Origin of the sequence: Novosphingobium terrae (genome assembly GCF_017163935.1) — a bacterium.
Classification (GTDB): domain Bacteria; phylum Pseudomonadota; class Alphaproteobacteria; order Sphingomonadales; family Sphingomonadaceae; genus Novosphingobium; species Novosphingobium terrae.
Window position 1 is genome coordinate 1152826 of record NZ_JABVZR010000002.1, and the last position, 18721, is coordinate 1171546.

Genomic DNA, 18721 nt, shown 5'->3' on the forward strand with positions numbered 1-18721 from the left:
CACCATCGAGAGATTGTATGCAAGGCTAACAATAACAAATGTGCCTATGCCGAAAACCGGCAGGGCCCGGAAAGGGATGGGACAGGATATGGCAGTCGCCGCAGCCAGCATCATGCCAGTGGAGGAAGAGGGGCGGATCGCCCCCGCAGAGGGCGCGGAAGAGCGCAACTGGCCGAGTTCAGCCTCGGCCTACTGGGCCCTGACGGTCATTGTGCTGGCCACTTTCCTGACCTTTTTCGATCAGGTGGTGTTCGGCATGCTGGCCGAACGGATCAAGATCGACTTCGGCCTGACCGATTCGCAACTGGGCTTTCTGGCCGGCCCGGCCAGCATCATCTGCTATCTCTTCGTCGGCATCCCGCTGGCCCGGCTCGCGGACATCTGGCCGCGCAAATATGTGCTGGCAGGCGGCGTATCGGCGATCGGGCTGGTGACCATTCTGGGCGGCATCGCGCAGACCTTCACACAATTCGTGGGCAGCCGCGTGTTTCTGGCGGCGGGCGGCTCGGCCCATGCCCCTTCCTCCTATTCGCTGATCGCGGACATGTTTCCGCCCCGGAAGATCACGCGCGCCTTTGCCATACTGCAATTCGGCTTCATCGGTGGCTCCACACTGGGGCCCTTCGCCGGGGGGCAGATGATCGCCATGACCAGCCATTGGGCGCCCACCCTGCTGGGCCCCCTGCGCATTCTGGGCTGGCAATGGATTCTGGTGTGGACCGGCCTGCCCGCCTTTCTGCTGGCCCTGCTGTTCCTGACCGTGCGCGAGCCGCAGCGCCTGCCGCGCCAAACCGGCGCCGAGATACCGCATCATGGCTCGCTGCTGCGCCGCGCCCTCACCTTCACCGGGCTCGATGCCGCCAAGGCGATCCGCGCCAACCGGCGGGTCTATTATCCGCTGTTCATCGGCCTGGCGCTCAGCGCGCTGGAAAGCTTCGGCCTTGCCTTCTGGCGCGTGCCGTTCCTGATCCGCACCTATGGCTGGACCGAGGCGCAGATCGGCACGGTCACCTCGCTGACCGTGCTGGTGTCCTCGCTGCTGGGGCTGCTGGTGGGCGGAACCTTCGTCGAATGGCTGGCCAAGCGGCACAAGGATGCCAATGTGCGCGCCGCCTTCATCTGCTTTGCGGTGGTGACGGTGTGCTCGATCCTCTCGCCGCTGATGCCCACGGCGATCGGCTCGATCCTGGTGATGGGCTTTGGCGCGATGTTCGGCATTGCCGGCGCCGTTCCGCAAAACGCGGCGATCCAGCGCGTGGCGCCCCATGCGATGCGCGGGCAGGTCACGGCGATCTACCTGTTCATGTTCACCTTTTTCGGCGCGATGGGCAGCTTCGTCATCGGGGTGGTGGCGCAATATCTGGTGGTGGACCCGGCCAAATTGTGGATCGCGCTGGAGATCACCGCCGTCACCCTGCTGCCGCTGGCCACGCTGTGCATGTACCGCGCCATCCGCCCCTATCGCGAGGAAATCGAGCGGCTCGAAGCGCTCGACCTCTGACCACCCCAAAAAAACCAACAACCAAGGAGAGACCTGACATGGCTGACACCGACCGGATCACCGCGCTTGAAACCCAAGTCGCAGACCTCACCCGCCGCCTGACCGTGCGCGAGGATGAGCTGGATGTGCGCAAGCTCCAGCACCTCTACGGCTATCTGATCGACAAATGCATGTACAATGAGGTGATCGACCTGTTCACCGATGATGGCGAGGTTCGCTTCTTCGGCGGCGTGTGGAACGGCAAGGAAGGCGTGCGCCGCCTCTATGTCGAACGCTTCCAGAAGCGCTTCACCCATGGCAACAACGGCCCGATCGACGGCTTCCTGCTGGATCACCCCCAGTTGCAGGACATCGTCACCATCGCGCCCGATGGCGTCACCGCCCATGCCCGCGCCCGCTCGATGATGCAGGCCGGGCGCCACAAGGACTATCTCGACACCTCCAACCCGATGACCGCCAACATCCGCCAGTGGTGGGAAGGCGGCATCTATGAGAACACCTACAAGAAGGTGGACGGTGTCTGGCGCATCCATGTGCTGAATTATTTCCCGCACTGGCACGCCGATTTCGACAAGGGCTGGGCCTATACGGATGCGCAATATGTGCCCTTCCCCAAGGTGCTCTACCCCGAGGACCCCAGCGGCCCCGATGCGCTGATCGAGGACCACTGGCTCTGGCCGACGCACAAGCTGCTGCCCTTCCATCTGCCCCATCCGGTGACCGGCAAGGAGATGGTGGCGGAACGCTGGCAGGGCGACATCGATCGCGAAACCGCACAGCAGACCGCCGTTCCCGCCGAGTAACGGCCCTTGCGGCCTGCCAGCCCCTTTGCCGGGCGGGCAGGCCGTCCTTCCCTTGTGTCAGGTGAGGCATGATCCACTATCCCGATCTGTACATGATGATTGATGGCGAGCGCGTCTCGGGCGGCGCAAGGCGCAGCCATGCCGTTCTGAACCCCGCCAATGGCGAAACACTGGGCCAGCTGCCGCTGGCCGATGCGCAGGATCTCGACCGCGCGCTGGCCGCCGCCGCCAGGGGCTTTGCGCTATGGCGCAATTCCACGCCGCAGCAACGCGCCGAGGTGCTTCAGGGCGCCGCCCGCCTGATGCGCGAACGCAGCGAGGAGATCGCCCGGATCGCCGTGCTGGAACAGGGCAAGACGCTGGCCGAGGCGCGCATGGAGGTCGGCATGAATGTCGGCCTTTTCGAGTTCTACGCGGGCGAATGTTACCGCCTCTATGGCCGGGTGCTGGTCCGCCCCGCCGGCATGCGCTCGACGGTGCAGCATGAGCCGGTCGGCCCGGTCGCCGCCTTTGCGCCCTGGAACTTCCCCATCGGCAATCCCGGGCGCAAGCTGGGCGCGCCTATTGCGGCGGGTTGCTCGGTGATCCTGAAAGCGGCGGAGGAAACGCCCGCCTCGGCGCTGGCGGTGCTGCAATGTCTGCTCGATGCGGGCCTGCCGCCCGGCGTGGCGCAGGCGGTGTTCGGCGTGCCCGATGAGGTGAGCCGCCATCTGCTTGCCAGCCCGGTCATCCGCAAACTGTCTTTCACAGGCTCGACCACGGTGGGGCGCCATCTGCTCGGGCTGGCCGCACAGGATTTCAAGCGCACCACGATGGAGCTGGGCGGCCATGGCCCGGTGCTGGTCTTTGCCGACGCCGATCTCGACCGCACGCTCGATACGGTGGTGGCGCATAAATACCGCAATGCGGGGCAGGTCTGCGTCTCGCCCACGCGCTTCATCGTGGAAGACAGCCTGTTCGAGGCCTTTCGCGATGGCTTTGCCGCGCGGGCATCTGCCTTGCGGGTGGGCGATGGCCTTGCCCCGGATACGCAGGTCGGCCCCCTGGCCAATCCACGCCGGGTCGAGGCGATCGATGCCCTGATCCACGAAGCCATCGCCGATGGCGCGCGACTGGACACCGGCGGCCAGCGCATCGGCAATCGTGGTTTCTTCTACGCCCCGACGGTCCTCTCCGATGTTCCGCTCAGCGCGCGGGTGATGAATGAGGAACCCTTCGGCCCCCTCGCCCTGATCAACCGCTTTGCCGATGAGGCCGCGATGATCGCGGAGGCCAATCGCCTGCCCTATGGTCTGGCCGCCTATGGCTGGACCCGCGACGCGGCGCGCCAGAAGCGGCTCGCCGCCCAGCTCGAAACCGGCATGCTGGGGCTCAACACCACGATGATCGGCGGGGCGGATGCGCCCTTTGGCGGGGTCAAATGGTCCGGCCACGGCCATGAGGACGGGCCAGAGGGGATCATGGCCTGCCTTGTCACCAAAACTGTCCACGAAGGCTGAAACAGATGACACAGCACGACACAGACCACGCCCTGAAAACGGGCGGAGAGCAAGGCTATCTGCGCATCGCCACCGAGGAGGCCTTTGCCACGCGCGAGCAGATCGACGTCTATCTGCGCATGGTGCGCGACGGCACGGCGGATCGGGGCATGACCTCGCTCTGGGGCTTTTACGCGCAAAGCCCCAGTGAGCGCGCCATGCAGATCATCGAACGCCTGCTCGATCTGGGCGAGCGGCGCATCGCCGATATGGATGCGACAGGCATAGACAAGGCGATTCTGGCGCTGACCTCGCCGGGGGTGCAGCCGTTCAGCGACACGCATGAGGCCCAGCGCATCGCGCGCTCCGCGAACGACTTGCTGGCCGAGCGCTGCGCGGCCCATCCCGACCGCTTTATCGGCATGACCGCCGTGGCGCCGCAGGACCCGCAATGGTCCGCCGAGGAAATCCGCCGGGGCGCGCATGATCTCGGCTTCAAGGGGGTGCAGATCAACAGCCACACACAGGGCCGCTATCTGGACGAACCCTTCTTCGATCCGATCTTCCGCGCCCTCTCCGATACCGGCCAGCCGCTCTACATCCATCCCGGCACGCCGCCCGATGCGATGATCGGCCCGCTGCTCGATGCCGGGCTGGATGGCGCGATCTATGGCTTTGGCGTGGAAACCGGCATGCATCTGCTGCGCCTCATCACCATCGGCATCTTCGACCGCTATCCCGACCTGCAGATCATGGTCGGCCATATGGGCGAGGCGCTGCCCTACTGGCTCTACCGGCTGGATTACATGCATCAGGCGGGCATCCGCAGCGCGCGCTATGAGCGGATGAAGCCGCTCAAAAAGACCATCGCCGACTATTTCCGCAGCAATGTGCTGGTGACCTGCAGCGGCATGGCATGGGAACCGGCGATCCGCTTTGCCCAGCAGGTGATGGGCGAGGACCGGGTGATGTATGCCATGGACTATCCCTATCAGTATGAGGCCCATGAGGTCCGCGCGCTGGACGCCATGGAGCTGACGCCCGAGGTGAAGCGCCAGTTCTTCCAGACCAACGCCGAACGCTGGTTCAAACTGTGAAGGCGAATGTCACGCCGCCGCCCGGCCCCGCCCGCCATATCGCGCGCGGGGGCTGGTATGCGCTGGTGCTGGTGGCGCTGACCAATGCGATGAGCCTGCTCGACCGGCAGATTCTGGCCATTCTGGCCCCGGCCATCAAGCATGATCTGGGCGTGGGCGATGCCGAAATGGGGCTGCTCTTCGGCACGGTCTTCGCGCTGTTCTATGCGCTCTTCTCGCTGCCGGTGGGGCGACTGGCCGATGGCTGGCTGCGCGGACGGCTGCTGGCCGTCAGCATCCTGTTCTGGTCGGCCTCGACGGCGCTGGCGGGCATGACCTCCAGCTTTGCCATGCTGGCCGCCTCGCGCCTTTGCGTGGGCATCGGCGAGGCCGCAACCCAGCCGGCGGGCACCTCCCTCATCTATGACTATTGGCCGCGCCACCGCCGGGGTTTTGTGATGGCGGTGATGGCCTCGGCCATCGCGGTAGGGCTGGGCGGATCGCTGGTGCTGGGTGGGCTGGCCGCGCAGATGTGGGCCAACGCCTTTGCGCCGGGCACGGCGCCTTTCGGCCTGAGGGGATGGCAATTCGCCTTCCTGGTTGCCGCCGCGCCGGGGTTTGTCCTCTCGCTGTTCCTGTGGCGTCTGCGTGAGCCCGAGCGGGGCGCGATGGACGGCATCGCCACGCCGCCCGATCCCCGCCCCTTCCGCGCCAGCCTTGCCCTGCTGGGCACGGTGACGCCCGGCCTGCACTGGCTGGCCATGCTCCGCCGCCGCGCGAGCATGCGCAGTCTGGGCATCAATCTTGCCGCGCTGATCGTGATCGCCGGAGGCATGGCGATGCTGGCCCGCTTCGGCATGGCGCAATCGCCACGGCCACCGCTGGGCTTCGGCATGGTGGCGGTCGATCCGCATGTGCTGCAATGGCTGGTGATCGGGCTGGGCCTGTTCGTTCTGGTCAATCTGCTGCAGGGGGTGCGCTCCAGTGATCCTCAGGCCTTTCGCGTGATCGCTGGCTCGCCCACGCTGATCATGGCGATGGCGGTGGGCACGCTGCAATCGGCGATCAACTATGGGATGATGGCCTTCAACCCCAGCTTTCTGATGCGCAGCTATCACCTCTCCATGGCCGACACCGCGCTGCAGTTCGGCTTGCTCTCCGCCGCGACGGGGATTGCCGGGCCGCTGGTGTGGGGTGTGCTGTCAGACCGGCTGCATCTGCGCTTTCCCGCAGGCGGGCGGGCCATGGTGGCGCTGGTCTCGATGGGGCTGTCGCCGCTGCTCTCCTTCTGGGTCTATACCGCGCCTGTGCCCGGCGCTTTCTACCTGCGCTTCGTGGTCTACAGCCTGCTGCTGACCGGCTGGATGCCGCCGCTTTACGCCATCCTCTACGATCAGGTGCTGCCGCGCATGCGCGGGCTGACCGCCAGCCTCTATCTGCTGGTGATGACCATTCTGGGCATGGGCGTGGGGCCCTATGCCATCGGCCTGATCTCGGATGCGACCGGGGATCTGCGCGCGGCGATGCTGGGCATCAATGTCGTGGCCATTCCCATCGTCATCCTGCTGCTGCTGATCGCGCGGCGGTCGGCGCGCGATGAGGCTGCCCTCACCGCGCGCGCCAGGCTTTAGGCCGCCAGCCCGATCGTCCCTGCATCGGCCCAATTGCCATGCAGGCCAAAGCGCAGGCGGATCGGCACATGGATCGTGGCGACGGGCCCCTTTTCGATGTCGAGCGCCTCGAAGATCAGCAGGTCGCTGCGATGCTCCTCCAGCCGGTTGCAGACCTGCACGATCCAGCCATCGCCCTCGGGCGCATCGGGTGAGCGGGGCACGAAGCACGGCTCCTGAAGGCTGGAGACGGGGCCGCACCACCAATGCTGTTCGCGCCCCGTCTCAAGGTCTTTGAGGAACAGGCAGTTCATCAGCAGCCCGCCCGCGCTGCCGCCCTTCAGCTCGACCGGGCGGCGCATGTCCATCTCCAGCATCCAGCCATAGCGCGTCTTGAGCCCGGTGAAGCGGTCATCGATGCGCGGGAATTCCGCTGCCGTATCGGTCAGGCGGGTGATCGCCTCGAAGCTGTCGCCATTGGCCTCCATATCGACGGTCCAGTCGGTCAGATAGCTCATCGCCTCACGGCCGTTGAACGGGGCGCCATGCACATCGGGGAAGAAGGGGAACATGTTGTTCTTCGCCTCGGCGGTGAGGAAATGGATCTTCGATCCCTCCTGCCAGGCGTTGAGCACATGGCTGGCAAAGCAATTGTCACGCCGGAACCAGCGGATGTCATCGCCGGTAACGCCTTCGCGGCGCGGCAAGACGCCCAGATAGACCGGCATGGTGGTGTCGAAGCCAAAGTGGGGCAGGCCCTCCTCCAGCCGCTCCCAGCTGCCGATCGAGGGCACGATATGGATCACCAGATAGTCCGGCGTGATTGCGAAGTCATGCATCATGCAGTAATAGGGCGCCTTGAACCACACTTCGCGCAACAGCTGGCCCTGCGCGCCGACCTCGTAATAGGCTACATCGTCACTGCACAGGCCCGAGGCGGCATAGCCGATCCCCACCATATTGCCCGTGGCGGGATCAAGTTTGGGATGAGCGGTGAAGGTCTGGCCGCGCATCGCGCCGCCAAAGGTTTCGAAGCCCAGCGTTTCCATGGTGGCCGGATCGACCAGCAGGGCCGGGCTGTCTTCCTTCATCGCCCACAGCTTGCCCGCATGGATCCAGACATTGGTGTTGGCCGTGGAGCGATAGCGCCCCGCCACCGAGGGATCATCGGTCAGCGGATTGCGATAGGCGCCGAACAGCGCCTTGCCCGCCTGCGCTTCCAGCTTCCATTTGTCGGTCTGGGCCCAGCGCTGGCGCAGATCGCACTGGCCATCATGGATATGGAAGCGGGTGATCATCCCATCGCCATTGAAGGCAATGTCATCGCCCAGACGCGGCGGGAACTGCGGATCGGGCTGAACCCGGAAAAACGCCCCGTTGAGTTCGGGCGGAATCGTGCCCTGATGGGCAAGGTCGGCGATGTCGGCCTCGATGCGGGACGGGGTGTTGAAGCCGGTAAAACTGGGCGTTTCCGGGAAATGGGACATGGGCCTCTCCAGTGGCTTGATTGTCGTTGCAATATTGTATGCCTTACAAACTATTATTTTCCAAGCATGGCTTGACGATTCCCGCAAACGCTCGCAACAGAGCCATATGAAAGACTCTGAAACATTCGCAGGACTGACAGCCAGCCGCACGCTGGAGCATGTTCTGGACCTTCACCTGCGGCTGGCGCAGAGCACCACGCAAAAGCGTTTTGCCGAAATCTTCAGCGATCTTGGCATCACGCAGACGCAGCTGACGGCGATGCTGCTGATCGCCGAATCGCCCGGCACATCGCAGGCCGATATTGGCCGCACGCTGCAGATGGACCGCGCGACGGTGATGGGCGTCATCAACCGTCTGGAAGGGCGCGGGCTGATCGTGCGCGGCCAGTCAGCGGAGGATCGCCGCCGCCAGACGCTGGAGATCACCGATGACGGGCTGGCCATGCTGGCCGCCGCGCATGAACGCAGCGGCGAGCTGGGCCAATGGCTGCGCGAACGCTTTTCCGAGGCCGAATTCCACATGCTGGCCGCCTTGCTCAAGCGCATCCACGAGGTGGATATCGGCGGCTTCTGAGGCAGCTTCCGGCGCATCAGTCGAGGCAGGCTGCAAAGCCGTCCAGACGCGCGGCACCCAGCGTGGCGAGCCCGGCCAGCGCCTGCGCCCGGACCGGCAATTCGGTCAGATAGAAGCGCGCCGCCGCCTGCATGCGCAGCCCCACCGGATCACCGCCCGCGCGCTGCACAATCCGCAAGGCCATCCAGCCCTGCGCCACAGATCCGCACAGATCGAGAAAGGCCCCCGCGCCCGCTTCGGCATCGCGCGCGGCGCCCTGCATCGCCGCCAGCGCCTCTGCCGTCTGCTCCAGCAGAGCGACGGCTTGGGCCAGAGCCTGTGACCGGGCATCCCCGCCGATCTCGGCCCGAACCACAGCGATAAAACCCGCCAGACCCTCGCCCTTCTCGCGCCAGAGCCGTCGGTGCAGCATATCGATGGCCTGAATGCCGCTGGTGCCTTCGAACACCGCAAAGACGCGGGCATCACGCAGCCGCTGCTCCACCGGCCATTCGCGGGTGTAACCCGCCCCGCCCAACACCTGCAGCGCCTCGCTCGACACATCGAAGGCCAGCCGCGCGGCACCATCCTTGACGATGGGAAGCAGAAACTGGGCCAGCGCCAGCCAGCCGCCCTGTCCCTCGCCTGACCGGCCGCCAAGCTCCAGCACCGTCGCGCAGGTCAGCGCCAGAGCGCGCATGGTCTCGATCCGGCCCGCCATGCCCAGCAGCATGCGCTGCACATCGGCATGGGCAGCAATCGCCACGGGCGGCGCATCGGGCGCTCCGCCCTGTCGCCGCTCCTGCGCATAGCGCAGCGCTGTCGCATAGGCCCCGGCGGCCACGCCGATGCCCTGCGGACCGCAGGACAACCGCATCTGCAGCATCATCGGGAACAGCGTCTGGAGCCCCCGGCCTTCCTGACCGATCAGATGCCCGCGCGCCTCCTCGAAACCCAGCACGCAGGTCGGCGAGCCATGCAGGCCCAGCTTCTCCTCGATCCGGCGCAGCACCACGCCATGGCGCTGGCCCTGCCCGTCACCGTCGGGCACCAGAAACAGGCTGAGCCCGCGCAAGCCGCTCTCCTCGCCCGAACGCGCCAGCATGAGATGGCCGATGCGCCCGGTGAGGTCATGGTCGCCATAGGAGATCCAGCATTTCTCGCCGCTGATGCGCCATGCGCCATCATCGCCCCGGCGCGCGCGGGTGCGAATGCGGCCCACATCCGATCCGGCATCGGGCTCGGAAATGCAGATCGTCGCGCCCCATGCGCCCGAGAGCAGCTGCGGCACCCATGCCTCGGCCAGATCCGGGGCCGCGCTGGTCCTCAGCACATCCGCCGCCGTGCGGCCCGGCGTTGCCAGCATGGCAAAGGCCGGGGAGGCACGGTTGAACAGCTCCTCACAGGCGCCTTGCAGCACCAGCGGCAGCCCCATGCCCCCCACGGCTTCGGGCAGCGGCAGGCCCAGCCAGCCGTCTTGCGTGAACTGCGCCCATGCCGCGCGGTGCCCGGGTGCGGTCCTCACCCGCCCGTCACAGACCCGCGCGCCCTCTCGGTCGAGCACCGGGTCCAGCGGCGCGATCAGCGCTTCGGCGACACGCCCGGCCTGCTCGACCACCTGCGCCCAGACATCGCGATCGACACCGGCCCCCTCTCGCGACAAATCGTCCAGAAACGGGGTGATCTCCAGATGCCGGACAAGAGCATCGGCATGCGCCTGATAATCCAATGACTCCTCCCCTTCAGCGCGGCCCTATTCGGCAGCGTCCGCCGCTTCCCGCGCCGCCAGCACCGCGCCGAAACGCGGATGGGCAAAATGCATTGGCACATCATGGCGCCAGGGCCAGACCGGGCGATGCACGCTGGGCGGCAACAGGCGATCCGGCCCCACGGGGTCTTCGGGCCAAGTGCGGGTGGCGGGCTGCAGATGAGAGGTGGTGTGCGCCCAGCCCTCCTCATAATTGCCCTGCCACTGCATCATGTAATCCAGCCGTTTGATCTTCCACACGCCATCTTCGCGCACATAATCGTTCTCATAGATGCCGGCCTCCATGAACTGCTGGGGCATGGCTTCCTCGCGCGTCTGCTGAAAATCATCGTGCCAGCCGCCCAGCAGCATGCCGCGAAAGCGCCCCTTGGCGCTCTGGCGGTCGGGGGCGACGGTGATGATGTCCTGCATCTGGAAGTGGTCGAGCAGCAAGCCGTGAACCGGCCCCGGGCGTCCACCCGTAAAGCGTTGCTGAATCCAGTCGCCATAGAGGCGCTTGACCCCCGCATGGCCGACATATTCGCCCGAGAGGAACACCACCACGCCATCCTCGGCGAAGAGCTGCGCCACCTCATCGGGCAGGTTGAAATCGATGTAATAGCCATAGGCCCAGTGCAGGCGGCGGATGGCGTTCACATCCTCCAGCGTGCCGACCCGATCTTCAAGGGCGCCAAGGCGCTGCGACAGAGCTGCTTCATCGGGCATCGCGATCTCTCCTTGCCTGATGGTTCCGCCCGGCATGGCTCAGGCCATGCCGGGCAGCCCCCCTTATGCCTCGACCGGCTGATACTGGCCGATGACCGACTTGATTTCGAGGAACTCCTCGATGCCGAACTTGCCGAATTCACGGCCATTGCCCGATTGCTTGTAACCGCCAAAGGGCATGTCAAAGGCCAGCCCGCCCGCATTCACGAAGACCGCCCCGGCGCGCAATTTGCCCACCAGCCTGCCCGCTTTGACCGGATCGCCCGCGATATAGGCGCCCAGACCATAGGGCGTGTCATTGGCGATGCGCAGCGCATCGGCCTCATCCTCATAGGGCATGATCACCAGCACCGGCCCGAAGATTTCCTCCTGAGCGATGGTCATCTCCGGCGTCACATCGGCAAAGACGGTGGGGCGCACATAATAGCCCTGCTCCAGCCCCTCCGGCCTGCCGAGGCCCCCGGTTACCAGCGTGGCGCCTTCCTCGATGCCCTTTGCGATCAGGCCCTGGATCTTGTCATACTGCGCCTTGTTGACCACCGGGCCGATATGCGGCCCCTCGGTCAGCGGATCGCCGACGGGCTTGGCGGCGAACATCGCGCCCACCTTCTGCGCCGCCTCATCATGCTGCGAGCGATGGACCAGCATGCGCGTGGGCGCCACGCAGCTCTGCCCCGAATTGAGCAGCACACCGCCCACCCCGCCCGGCAAAGCCACATCGAGCGGCGTGCCTTCAAGGATGATGTTGGGCGATTTGCCGCCCAGCTCCTGCGACACGCGCTTCACGGTATCGGCGGCATTCTTGGCGACCATGATGCCCGCCCGCGTCGATCCGGTGAAGCTGATCATGTCGATGCCGGGATGCCGCGCCAGAGCGGTGCCGACATCGGCGCCATCGCCCTGCACCAGATTGAACACGCCCGCGGGCACGCCTGCCGCTTCCATCACCTCGGCAAAGATCGCGGCAGAGCCGGGCGCTTCCTCGCTGGGTTTCAGGATCATGGTGCAACCGGCGGCAAGGCACGGTCCCACCTTGGCGACGATCTGGTTCATCGGCCAGTTCCACGGCGTGATCAGCGCGACGACGCCGATGGGCTCGCGCACCACGGTGTTGGCGCCGATCTTCTCGGCAAACTCGAACTGCGCCAGCGAGGCCAGCGCCTGCCCCAGATGCGCCACGCCCGATCCGGCCTGCGCCGTGGACGCCGTGGAGATGGGGCAGCCCATTTCGGTGGCGATGGCCTCGGCAATGTCGGGGATGCGGGCCTTATAGGCCTCGATCACACGCTCGATCAGCGCCATGCGCTCCTGCTTGCTGGTCTGCGAGAAGGTCTCGAAGGCGCGGCGCGCGGCCTCCACGGCCAGATCGACATCAGCGGCGGTGCCCAGCACGATCTCGCTGGCGACGCCCTCGGTGGCCGGGTTGATCACCGCATGGCGCCGGCCGCCCTTGCTGTCGATCCATTGGCCATCGATGTAGTTCTGCGGATAGCTTTTCATGATCCTGGCTCCTGTTGGAGATGATGGTCGTCGTTCTCAGGCCGTGATCAGGCCCAGTTGCGCATCGCTGGCGGGGGTGCCCCATTTGTCGCGCGGAGGCATGGGGCGGGTGGTCCAGGCCGGGTCCAGCGTGAAGCTCGACACCTGCCGCCCTTCGGGCAGGCGTCCGTTGCCGCCGCCCTGCGTGTAATCGTAATAGAGGGTCATCAGTTCGCGGTGGCCATGGTGGCGCTGCGCCACCGGATGCGTCACGCAGGCCTCGCGCCAGCGCAGCACCCGGGTGAGATGCTGAGGCACCACGTAATCCTCGTAATACTCAAGGAACCACAGGCGCTTGAACATCGGCGCGAAGGCCACCTCGGCCCAGCCGAAGCGGTCGAAGAGATAAGCGCCATCAGGCGCATAATGCCTCAGGAAATCATCGAGGCGGGCATATTGCGCATCGATCTCCGCCCGGTGCTCCTCGCGTTTGGCCGCATCGCGGTTGAGGATCATGCGATAGCCCGCCCCGGTGAACTGCCCGTCCGTGGCGCAGAGCATCGCCTCCACCGCATGTTCGAAAGGATCTCTCCGCGCCACGGGCACCTCGGGAAAGCGATCCTCGACATAGCGCAGGATCACCATGCTTTCCTTCAGCGTCTCACCGTTTTCCAGCTCCAGCGCGGGCAGCGCGGTGGTGCCGCGCGTCCTGGCCAGCAGCCAGTCGGGCCGGGGCTTCGAGATGTCAATCTCATGATCGGCCATCAGCCCCGACAGGCCCTTGAGATCGAGCAGCAGCTCCACCCTTTCGGAAAAGGGGCAGCCCGGTATGTGATACATCCGCAGCGCGCCGCCCTGCGGTTCATCGTTCCATGCCATCGCCGACACTCCGCTCTCAGCCCGTTTACGCCGTGGCCTTCTGGCCGCGATCGGCAAATTCGCTCTTGGACTGCGCGAACATCGCCTGACAGGCCGGGCGGGCGTTGATCCGCTCGATCCACGCCACCAGATGCGGTGTCGCCTCGCGGTTCACGATCTCGGCAAAGCCGTTCTGCATGCCATTGGCGATGGCGAAGTTGCAGACATCGGCCAGCGTAAAGCTCTCCCCCGCCAGCCAGAGGCTCTGCGACAGGCGTGTTTCGAGGCGGTCGACCGACACGCGGATCTTGCGCATCTCTTCTTCCAGCACATCCTTGGGGAAACCGGCGCGGGCGCTGCGCCATTTGGTGCGCTGCTCGGGGATGGGGATGCGGGCAACCTTGGCCTCGAACTCCTCATCGGACAGCGCGCGCGCCATCGGGCCGATCATGCGCTCCCAGCCGATGGTCGAGACGCACCAGCAGAAATATTCATCGACCCATTTGGTCCAGACGCGCATCTCGGCGATCTCGACCGGATCGCTGGGGCGCAGCCGGGGCGCATCGGGGAAGGCATCCTCCAGATATTCGCAGATCACGGTCGATTCGGTGATGACATGGCCGTCATGATCAAGCGCCGGGACCTGCCCGCGCGGATTGATCTTCTTGAACCATTCCTCATGATGCTCGAAGCGCGTGGGGTCGACGAAGCGGGGCGTGAACTCCAGCCCCTTTTCATAAAGCGCAAGCAGCGGCTTGAGCGAATTGGCCCCCGGGCCAAAGCTGTAGAGCGTCAACATCTTTCGGCTATCCCTCTTGCGTTTGTCCTTGCGGATCTGGCGTCCTTGCGGATCTGGAGCGCAGACTGCGTCGGAAAAATCGCGCGGGAAAGCCCAGCATCAATACTATTACTTTCGCCAACTGGTTAAGCCGGATGGGGCCGGCCCAATTCTGCCTGTCACTCCCAATACTACTGTTTCCGCTCGTCTGGCTGGAATGGCCGCGCTCTGCTCAGCTCCCGCCACAAGCGCGTCGAATCGCGTGACCAACCCGGGAGGCAGGCTTGCTCGAATTGCTGACATCCGAAACGCCCAATGGCTGGAAAACCACCATCCTGCTGGAGGAGCTGGGCGTGCCTTACACGGTCCGGCCGATCTCGCTTACCAACCGTGAGCAGAAGGAGGCGTGGTATCTGCGCCTCAACCCCAACGGGCGCATCCCGACGCTGATCGACCATGATGCAGGTGATTTCGCGGTGTTCGAATCCGGCGCGATCCTGATTTATCTGGCCGAGAAATTCGGCCGCTTCCTGCCTGCGGATGCTGCGGGGCGCAGCCGCGTCATCCAGTGGTTGATGTGGCAGATGTCCGGCCTGGGGCCGATGATGGGGCAGGCCACGGTGTTCAACCGCTATTTCGAGGAAAAGCTGCCCGCCGTCATCGATCGCTACACACGCGAAAGCCGCCGCCTGTTCGAGGTGATGGATGCGCAGCTCGCCCATGGCGACTATCTGGCAGGTGACTATTCCATCGCCGACATCGCCTGCTTTCCCTGGGTGCGCGGGCATGACTGGGCCTGCATCGACATGAGCGGCCTGCCCCATCTCCAGCGCTGGTTCGAAACGGTCGGTGCCCGGCCCGCCGTGCAGCGCGGGTTGCTGATCCCTCAGCCGCCCACTGCCGAAGAGATGGCCGAAAAGACGACCCGTCAGGGCAAGAACATTCTGGCCTGAGCGATGGCAGCCTTCCTCACCCGCACCCATCGCATCGAATGGGGCCAGTGCGATCCGGCGGGGATCGTCTTTGCGCCCCGCTTCATCGACATGTTCGCCGAAAGCAGCATCCTGCTCTTCGAAGCCGCCGGCCTGCCGCGCAAGCGCGACATGCTGGCGCAGCTGGGAGTGGCGGGCTTCCCGCTGGTGGATCTGCAGGTGCGCTTCGGCTTTCCGGCCAGCTATGGCGATGTCGTCACCATCGAGGCCGACGCGCCCGTCTTCGGCAACAGCAGCTTCACCATTGCCCATCGCATCACCTTGGGTGACCGCATCTGCGTCGAGGGCACGGAAAAGCGCGTCTGGACCGTGGCCGCGCCTGACCGGCCGGGCGGCCTGCAGGCCATGCGCGTCCCCGAGGCCGTGCGCGCCCGGTTTATCCGCTGAACACAACCGCACCGGAGCAAAACCGGGCGGCGCATCATGGGAGAGAGAGCATGACCGACACTGCCACACGCAGCCGCCCCGGCGCGCAGATCGACACCACCATCGATTACCTTGTGCCCACATCGCGCATCAACCGGCGCTTCTGGGCGCCGGGCAAGGAGTTCAACACCGGCATCTATCAGCCCTATCCGGTGACGATCCGCAACGCCCGTCTGGCAGAGCGCCCCTTCACCCTCGATGAGCATGGCTTCTGCATCGCGCAGCACGCCAGCGCCGTGCAGGATTTCGCCGATCCCGCGCAGATTGCCGCCTATCCGCAGGAGGTGGCCGAGGTCGCCAGAATGCTGACTGGCTGCGACTATGTCTTCTGCATGAGCGGGCAGTTGCGCTCTCCGGTGATCGCGGGCGAAGGCTATCAGCCACCCGCCGCCGAGGCCCATGTCGATTTCAATTCGCGCACCGCCCGCAAGGTCGCCGCCGCGCTTTATGACAAGGGCCGCCCCGAAGGGCCGGGCTATGACCGCTTCATCGCTTTCAGCTTGTGGCGCACCTTCTCGCCCCCGCCTCAGGACTGGCCGCTGGCCCTGTGCGAGGGGCCTTCGGTGGGCGAAGAGGACAGTGTCGCCAATGTGAAGATCGATGTCGATGAGATCCCCACGGGCGACGCGCTTTACGCGCCCATCGAGGGCGAGGAAGACATGGTCGCCGCCACCATCTTCAAGCACAGCCCCGCCCATCGCTGGTGGTATTTCCCCGACATGACGCGCGATGAGGTCATCTTCATCAAATTCCATGACAGCGATCACGCCCGCGCCTGGCGCGCGCCGCACACCGCCTTCCACGACACCTCCCGCCCCGACGCCCATATCCGCGAGAGCTACGAATTCCGCGCCATCGCCTATTTCGAAAAACCGCGATGAGCGAAGGCGCTCCGCCGGTCTGGCTGACGGGCGCATCCGGGGAAGAGGTTCAGGACAGTGCAGAGACCACCGATCCGCGCAAAGTGGCGCTGATCGTGGCTTTTGTGATGTTCCTCTCGATCCTGGAGGCGACGGTGATCGCCACCGCCCTGCCCCCCATGGCGCATGATTTCGGCGTGCTGCCCAGCGCGCTGGGCACCGGCATCACCGTCTATCTGCTGGTCTCCACCACCTTTCTGCCCCTTAGCAGCTGGGCCGCCCAGCGGTTGGGTCCGCGAAGGGTGCTGGCCGGATCGCTGCTGGGCTTTGGACTGGCCTCGCTGCTGTGCTCCTTCAGCACCAGCCTTGGCATGTTCATCGCCACCAGAGCGCTGCAGGCCCTGTGCTCCAGCCTGATGACGCCGGTGGGCAATCTGGTGCTGCTGCGCGTCACGCCCCGCCACCGGCTGGTCGAGATGCTGGCGATCAGCACGACTCCGGCGCTGATCGCCCCGGTCATCGGGCCACCTCTGGGCGGTTTCCTGACTCAGGCCTTTGGCTGGCAATCGATCTTCTTCATCAACCTGCCGCTGGCCATTCTTGGTTCCGCGCTGGTGCTGCGCCTGATCCCGTCGATCCCGCCCCGACCGGCGCCGTTCGATCCCGCAGGCTTTGTGCTGATCGCCGCCGCCATCACCCTGCTGATCTATGGGCTGGACCGGCTCGGCGCGCATCCGCAGCAGGCCCTCACGCCCGGCGTGGCGATTGCTTGCGGCGCGGGTCTCAGCCTGTGGGCCTATCGCTATCTTGCGGCGCGGCCCGCCGGTTTTCTGCCGCTGGCCGCCTTGCGCCATCGCACCTTCCGCTCGATCGCCTTCGGGGCGGGCATGGCCATGCGCATCCCCTTTATGGGGCAGGCGCTGGTCTTGCCGCTGTTCTTCCAGCTGGCCTTTGGCCTCTCGCCCGGCAGCACCGGACTGCTGCTGCTCGCCAACAATCTGGGCGATCTCGCGCTCAAGCCCTTTGTGGCCAGAGTGATCCGCGCAGCAGGCTTTCGCATGGCGCTGACGTTGGGCTCGGCCATGATGATGGGATCGCTGGCAGCGCTGGCCGGGCTGGGCACGAATCTGCCGTTCTGGGCCATGGCGCTGGCCATGATGCTGGTGGGCATGGCCCGCTCCGTGCCGTTCACCGGCATGGTCTCGCTGGCCTTTGCCGATGTGGCGCAGGACGAACTGCCCGGCGCCATCGTGCTCAACAGCATCGGCAATGCCCTGTCCTCGGCCATCGGCATCTCGCTGGGGGCGCTGTGCCTGAACCTGCCCTCCCTTGCCGGGCCCGCCGATGGCGCGGGGCCCTACCGCCTCGCGCTGCTGGTGCTGGCGATGATCGGCCTGTGCGCCGTGCCGCTGTTTGCGCGCCTGCCTGCCACGGCCGGCGCACGCATCACGGGGCTGCGGGTTCGAGGGGAGGCTGGCTCAGCCTGATCCGGCTGCGCAGGCGGTCCAGCAGCATGGCATCCCGCTCCTCATTGGGGGCGAAGATGATCAGCCGCTGGCTGGGCACCTCTTCCACCGCATAGGAGGTGTGGCGGAACCAGATTTCGCCGATTTCCGGGAAGAAGCTGGAGTTGATCCCCTCGAAATGCGAGCGGATGTCGCTGCGCGCCCAGCTTTCGCGGAACAGGGCGCAGCGCTCGGTCAGCTCCTCGATGATGGCGTCGAAGATCTTGGGCTGGGCGGTCTGGCTGTAATCCCATTTGAAGCGCGCGGTCAGGCGCTGGCCCATCTCGCGGTAGAATTCGGGATCGCTCTGATAGCGCTCGTTGAGCATCAGGATCTTGAAGAGATTGCGCTCGCTGCGCTCCATCTGGCCGTAATCGCGGAAGGCGGTGGAAACCAGGCTGTTCCAGCCCACCACCGTCCAGTCCTCCACGATCACCAGCGCGGGAACCGTCAGACTGTCCAGCAGATGCCGCGTGCCGGGGCGAATCTCCTCATCGGGGCGCGAGACCAGCGGCGGCGGGCGATGCTGGGCCAGAGCGAAAAGATACTCCCGCTCCGTGTCGGACAAGCGCAGGGTGCGCCCCAGCCGCTCGATCATCGGCGCGGAGAGCTGGATTTCGCGCCCCTGCTCGAACCATGTGTACCAGGTGACGCTCATCCCGGCGAGCGCGGCCACCTCCTCGCGGCGCAAGCCCTTGGCGCGGCGGCGCTCGCCATTGGGCAGGCCCAGCGCCACGGGCGCCAGCCGTCCCCGGGCCGCTTTGAGAAAGCGCGAGAGTTCTTCGCGGTGTGACATCGTTTCTCCACTCCCCCTCTCACGCCCTGAACCAGTTACCTGACGT

The 18721-nt window shown here is 65.7% G+C and carries 17 protein-coding genes; 10 read left to right on the top strand and 7 right to left on the bottom strand.

What is annotated here, in order from left to right; translation table 11 throughout:
* Nucleotides 1-88: 88 nt before the first annotated feature.
* The 5 genes from HGK27_RS23335 to HGK27_RS23355 all read left to right on the top strand — a co-directional run bounded on the left by HGK27_RS23335 (nucleotide 89) and on the right by HGK27_RS23355 (nucleotide 6489).
* Nucleotides 89-1501: an MFS transporter gene (locus HGK27_RS23335; RefSeq protein WP_206245275.1), complete on the top strand. Its 1413-nt coding sequence runs from the start codon at nucleotides 89-91 to the stop codon at nucleotides 1499-1501.
* Between the two features lie 38 nt (nucleotides 1502-1539).
* A complete protein-coding gene (locus HGK27_RS23340; protein WP_206245276.1) occupies nucleotides 1540-2304 on the top strand; it encodes a nuclear transport factor 2 family protein in 765 nt (254 codons plus the stop codon).
* A gap of 68 nt (nucleotides 2305-2372) precedes the next feature.
* On the top strand, nucleotides 2373-3803 hold the full coding sequence (locus HGK27_RS23345; protein WP_206245277.1) for an NAD-dependent succinate-semialdehyde dehydrogenase: 1431 nt from the start codon (nucleotides 2373-2375) through the stop codon (nucleotides 3801-3803).
* Nucleotides 3804-3808: 5 nt separating this feature from the next.
* Nucleotides 3809-4879 carry an amidohydrolase family protein gene (locus HGK27_RS23350; RefSeq protein ID WP_206245278.1) on the top strand — a complete coding sequence of 357 codons (1071 nt, stop codon included), beginning with the start codon at nucleotides 3809-3811 and terminating at the stop codon, nucleotides 4877-4879.
* On the top strand, nucleotides 4876-6489 hold the full coding sequence (locus tag HGK27_RS23355) for an MFS transporter (protein WP_241127789.1): 1614 nt from the start codon (nucleotides 4876-4878) through the stop codon (nucleotides 6487-6489). Before HGK27_RS23350 ends, HGK27_RS23355 begins: the two co-directional genes overlap by 4 nt.
* Here HGK27_RS23355 and HGK27_RS23360 read toward each other — a convergent pair.
* Nucleotides 6486-7955 (bottom strand): carotenoid oxygenase family protein, encoded by a 1470-nt coding sequence (locus HGK27_RS23360; protein ID WP_206245279.1) that lies wholly within the window; start codon nucleotides 7953-7955, stop codon nucleotides 6486-6488. The two genes, HGK27_RS23355 and HGK27_RS23360, sit on opposite strands and share 4 nt — an antisense overlap.
* Nucleotides 7956-8061: 106 nt before the next feature.
* Between HGK27_RS23360 and HGK27_RS23365 the strand changes: the two genes are divergently transcribed.
* On the top strand, nucleotides 8062-8529 hold the full coding sequence (locus HGK27_RS23365; RefSeq protein WP_206245280.1) for a MarR family winged helix-turn-helix transcriptional regulator: 468 nt from the start codon (nucleotides 8062-8064) through the stop codon (nucleotides 8527-8529).
* Nucleotides 8530-8545: 16 nt separating this feature from the next.
* On the opposite strand, the gene HGK27_RS23370 is transcribed toward HGK27_RS23365, so the two are convergent.
* From HGK27_RS23370 to HGK27_RS23390, 5 genes are all read right to left on the bottom strand, one after another.
* Nucleotides 8546-10237, bottom strand: a complete 1692-nt coding sequence (locus HGK27_RS23370; protein ID WP_206245281.1) for an acyl-CoA dehydrogenase — start codon at nucleotides 10235-10237, stop codon at nucleotides 8546-8548.
* Between the two features lie 24 nt (nucleotides 10238-10261).
* Nucleotides 10262-10981, bottom strand: a complete 720-nt coding sequence (locus tag HGK27_RS23375; RefSeq protein WP_206245282.1) for a nuclear transport factor 2 family protein — start codon at nucleotides 10979-10981, stop codon at nucleotides 10262-10264.
* Between the two features lie 63 nt (nucleotides 10982-11044).
* The gene (locus HGK27_RS23380) at nucleotides 11045-12481 is read right to left on the bottom strand and encodes an aldehyde dehydrogenase family protein (RefSeq protein WP_206245283.1); all 1437 of its coding nucleotides are present in this window, start codon (nucleotides 12479-12481) and stop codon (nucleotides 11045-11047) included.
* Nucleotides 12482-12517: 36 nt separating this feature from the next.
* Nucleotides 12518-13339 (bottom strand): glutathione S-transferase family protein, encoded by an 822-nt coding sequence (locus HGK27_RS23385; RefSeq protein ID WP_241127791.1) that lies wholly within the window; start codon nucleotides 13337-13339, stop codon nucleotides 12518-12520.
* A 25-nt stretch (nucleotides 13340-13364) separates the two neighbouring features.
* Complete coding sequence (locus HGK27_RS23390; protein ID WP_206245284.1) at nucleotides 13365-14117, bottom strand: glutathione S-transferase family protein; 753 nt, start codon at nucleotides 14115-14117, stop codon at nucleotides 13365-13367.
* Nucleotides 14118-14380: 263 nt separating this feature from the next.
* On the opposite strand from HGK27_RS23390, the gene HGK27_RS23395 reads away from it, so the two are divergent.
* From HGK27_RS23395 to HGK27_RS23410, 4 genes are read left to right on the top strand one after another with little or no spacing between them, the layout of a single operon-like run.
* Complete coding sequence (locus tag HGK27_RS23395) at nucleotides 14381-15049, top strand: glutathione S-transferase family protein (RefSeq protein ID WP_206245285.1); 669 nt, start codon at nucleotides 14381-14383, stop codon at nucleotides 15047-15049.
* Between the two features lie 3 nt (nucleotides 15050-15052).
* On the top strand, nucleotides 15053-15475 hold the full coding sequence (locus HGK27_RS23400) for an acyl-CoA thioesterase (RefSeq protein ID WP_206245286.1): 423 nt from the start codon (nucleotides 15053-15055) through the stop codon (nucleotides 15473-15475).
* A 50-nt stretch (nucleotides 15476-15525) separates the two neighbouring features.
* Nucleotides 15526-16395, top strand: a complete 870-nt coding sequence (locus HGK27_RS23405) for a CmcJ/NvfI family oxidoreductase (RefSeq protein ID WP_206245287.1) — start codon at nucleotides 15526-15528, stop codon at nucleotides 16393-16395.
* The gene (locus tag HGK27_RS23410; RefSeq protein ID WP_206245288.1) at nucleotides 16392-17861 is read left to right on the top strand and encodes an MFS transporter; all 1470 of its coding nucleotides are present in this window, start codon (nucleotides 16392-16394) and stop codon (nucleotides 17859-17861) included. The genes HGK27_RS23405 and HGK27_RS23410 overlap by 4 nt, the downstream gene beginning before the upstream one ends.
* On the opposite strand, the gene HGK27_RS23415 is transcribed toward HGK27_RS23410, so the two are convergent.
* Entirely contained in the window at nucleotides 17821-18675 is an 855-nt protein-coding gene (locus HGK27_RS23415; RefSeq protein WP_206245289.1) for a helix-turn-helix transcriptional regulator, read from the bottom strand. The two genes, HGK27_RS23410 and HGK27_RS23415, sit on opposite strands and share 41 nt — an antisense overlap.
* Nucleotides 18676-18721 lie beyond the last annotated feature (46 nt).

Coding starts and splice junctions, on each gene's coding strand:
- HGK27_RS23335 (WP_206245275.1), top strand. CDS start 89: ATGGCAGTCGCCGCAGCCAGCATCATGCCAGTGGAGGAAGAGGGGCGG.
- HGK27_RS23340 (WP_206245276.1), top strand. CDS start 1,540: ATGGCTGACACCGACCGGATCACCGCGCTTGAAACCCAAGTCGCAGAC.
- HGK27_RS23345 (WP_206245277.1), top strand. CDS start 2,373: ATGATCCACTATCCCGATCTGTACATGATGATTGATGGCGAGCGCGTC.
- HGK27_RS23350 (WP_206245278.1), top strand. CDS start 3,809: ATGACACAGCACGACACAGACCACGCCCTGAAAACGGGCGGAGAGCAA.
- HGK27_RS23360 (WP_206245279.1), bottom strand. CDS start 7,955: ATGTCCCATTTCCCGGAAACGCCCAGTTTTACCGGCTTCAACACCCCG.
- HGK27_RS23365 (WP_206245280.1), top strand. CDS start 8,062: ATGAAAGACTCTGAAACATTCGCAGGACTGACAGCCAGCCGCACGCTG.
- HGK27_RS23375 (WP_206245282.1), bottom strand. CDS start 10,981: ATGCCCGATGAAGCAGCTCTGTCGCAGCGCCTTGGCGCCCTTGAAGAT.
- HGK27_RS23380 (WP_206245283.1), bottom strand. CDS start 12,481: ATGAAAAGCTATCCGCAGAACTACATCGATGGCCAATGGATCGACAGC.
- HGK27_RS23385 (WP_241127791.1), bottom strand. CDS start 13,339: ATGGCATGGAACGATGAACCGCAGGGCGGCGCGCTGCGGATGTATCAC.
- HGK27_RS23390 (WP_206245284.1), bottom strand. CDS start 14,117: ATGTTGACGCTCTACAGCTTTGGCCCGGGGGCCAATTCGCTCAAGCCG.
- HGK27_RS23400 (WP_206245286.1), top strand. CDS start 15,053: ATGGCAGCCTTCCTCACCCGCACCCATCGCATCGAATGGGGCCAGTGC.
- HGK27_RS23405 (WP_206245287.1), top strand. CDS start 15,526: ATGACCGACACTGCCACACGCAGCCGCCCCGGCGCGCAGATCGACACC.
- HGK27_RS23410 (WP_206245288.1), top strand. CDS start 16,392: ATGAGCGAAGGCGCTCCGCCGGTCTGGCTGACGGGCGCATCCGGGGAA.
- HGK27_RS23415 (WP_206245289.1), bottom strand. CDS start 18,675: ATGTCACACCGCGAAGAACTCTCGCGCTTTCTCAAAGCGGCCCGGGGA.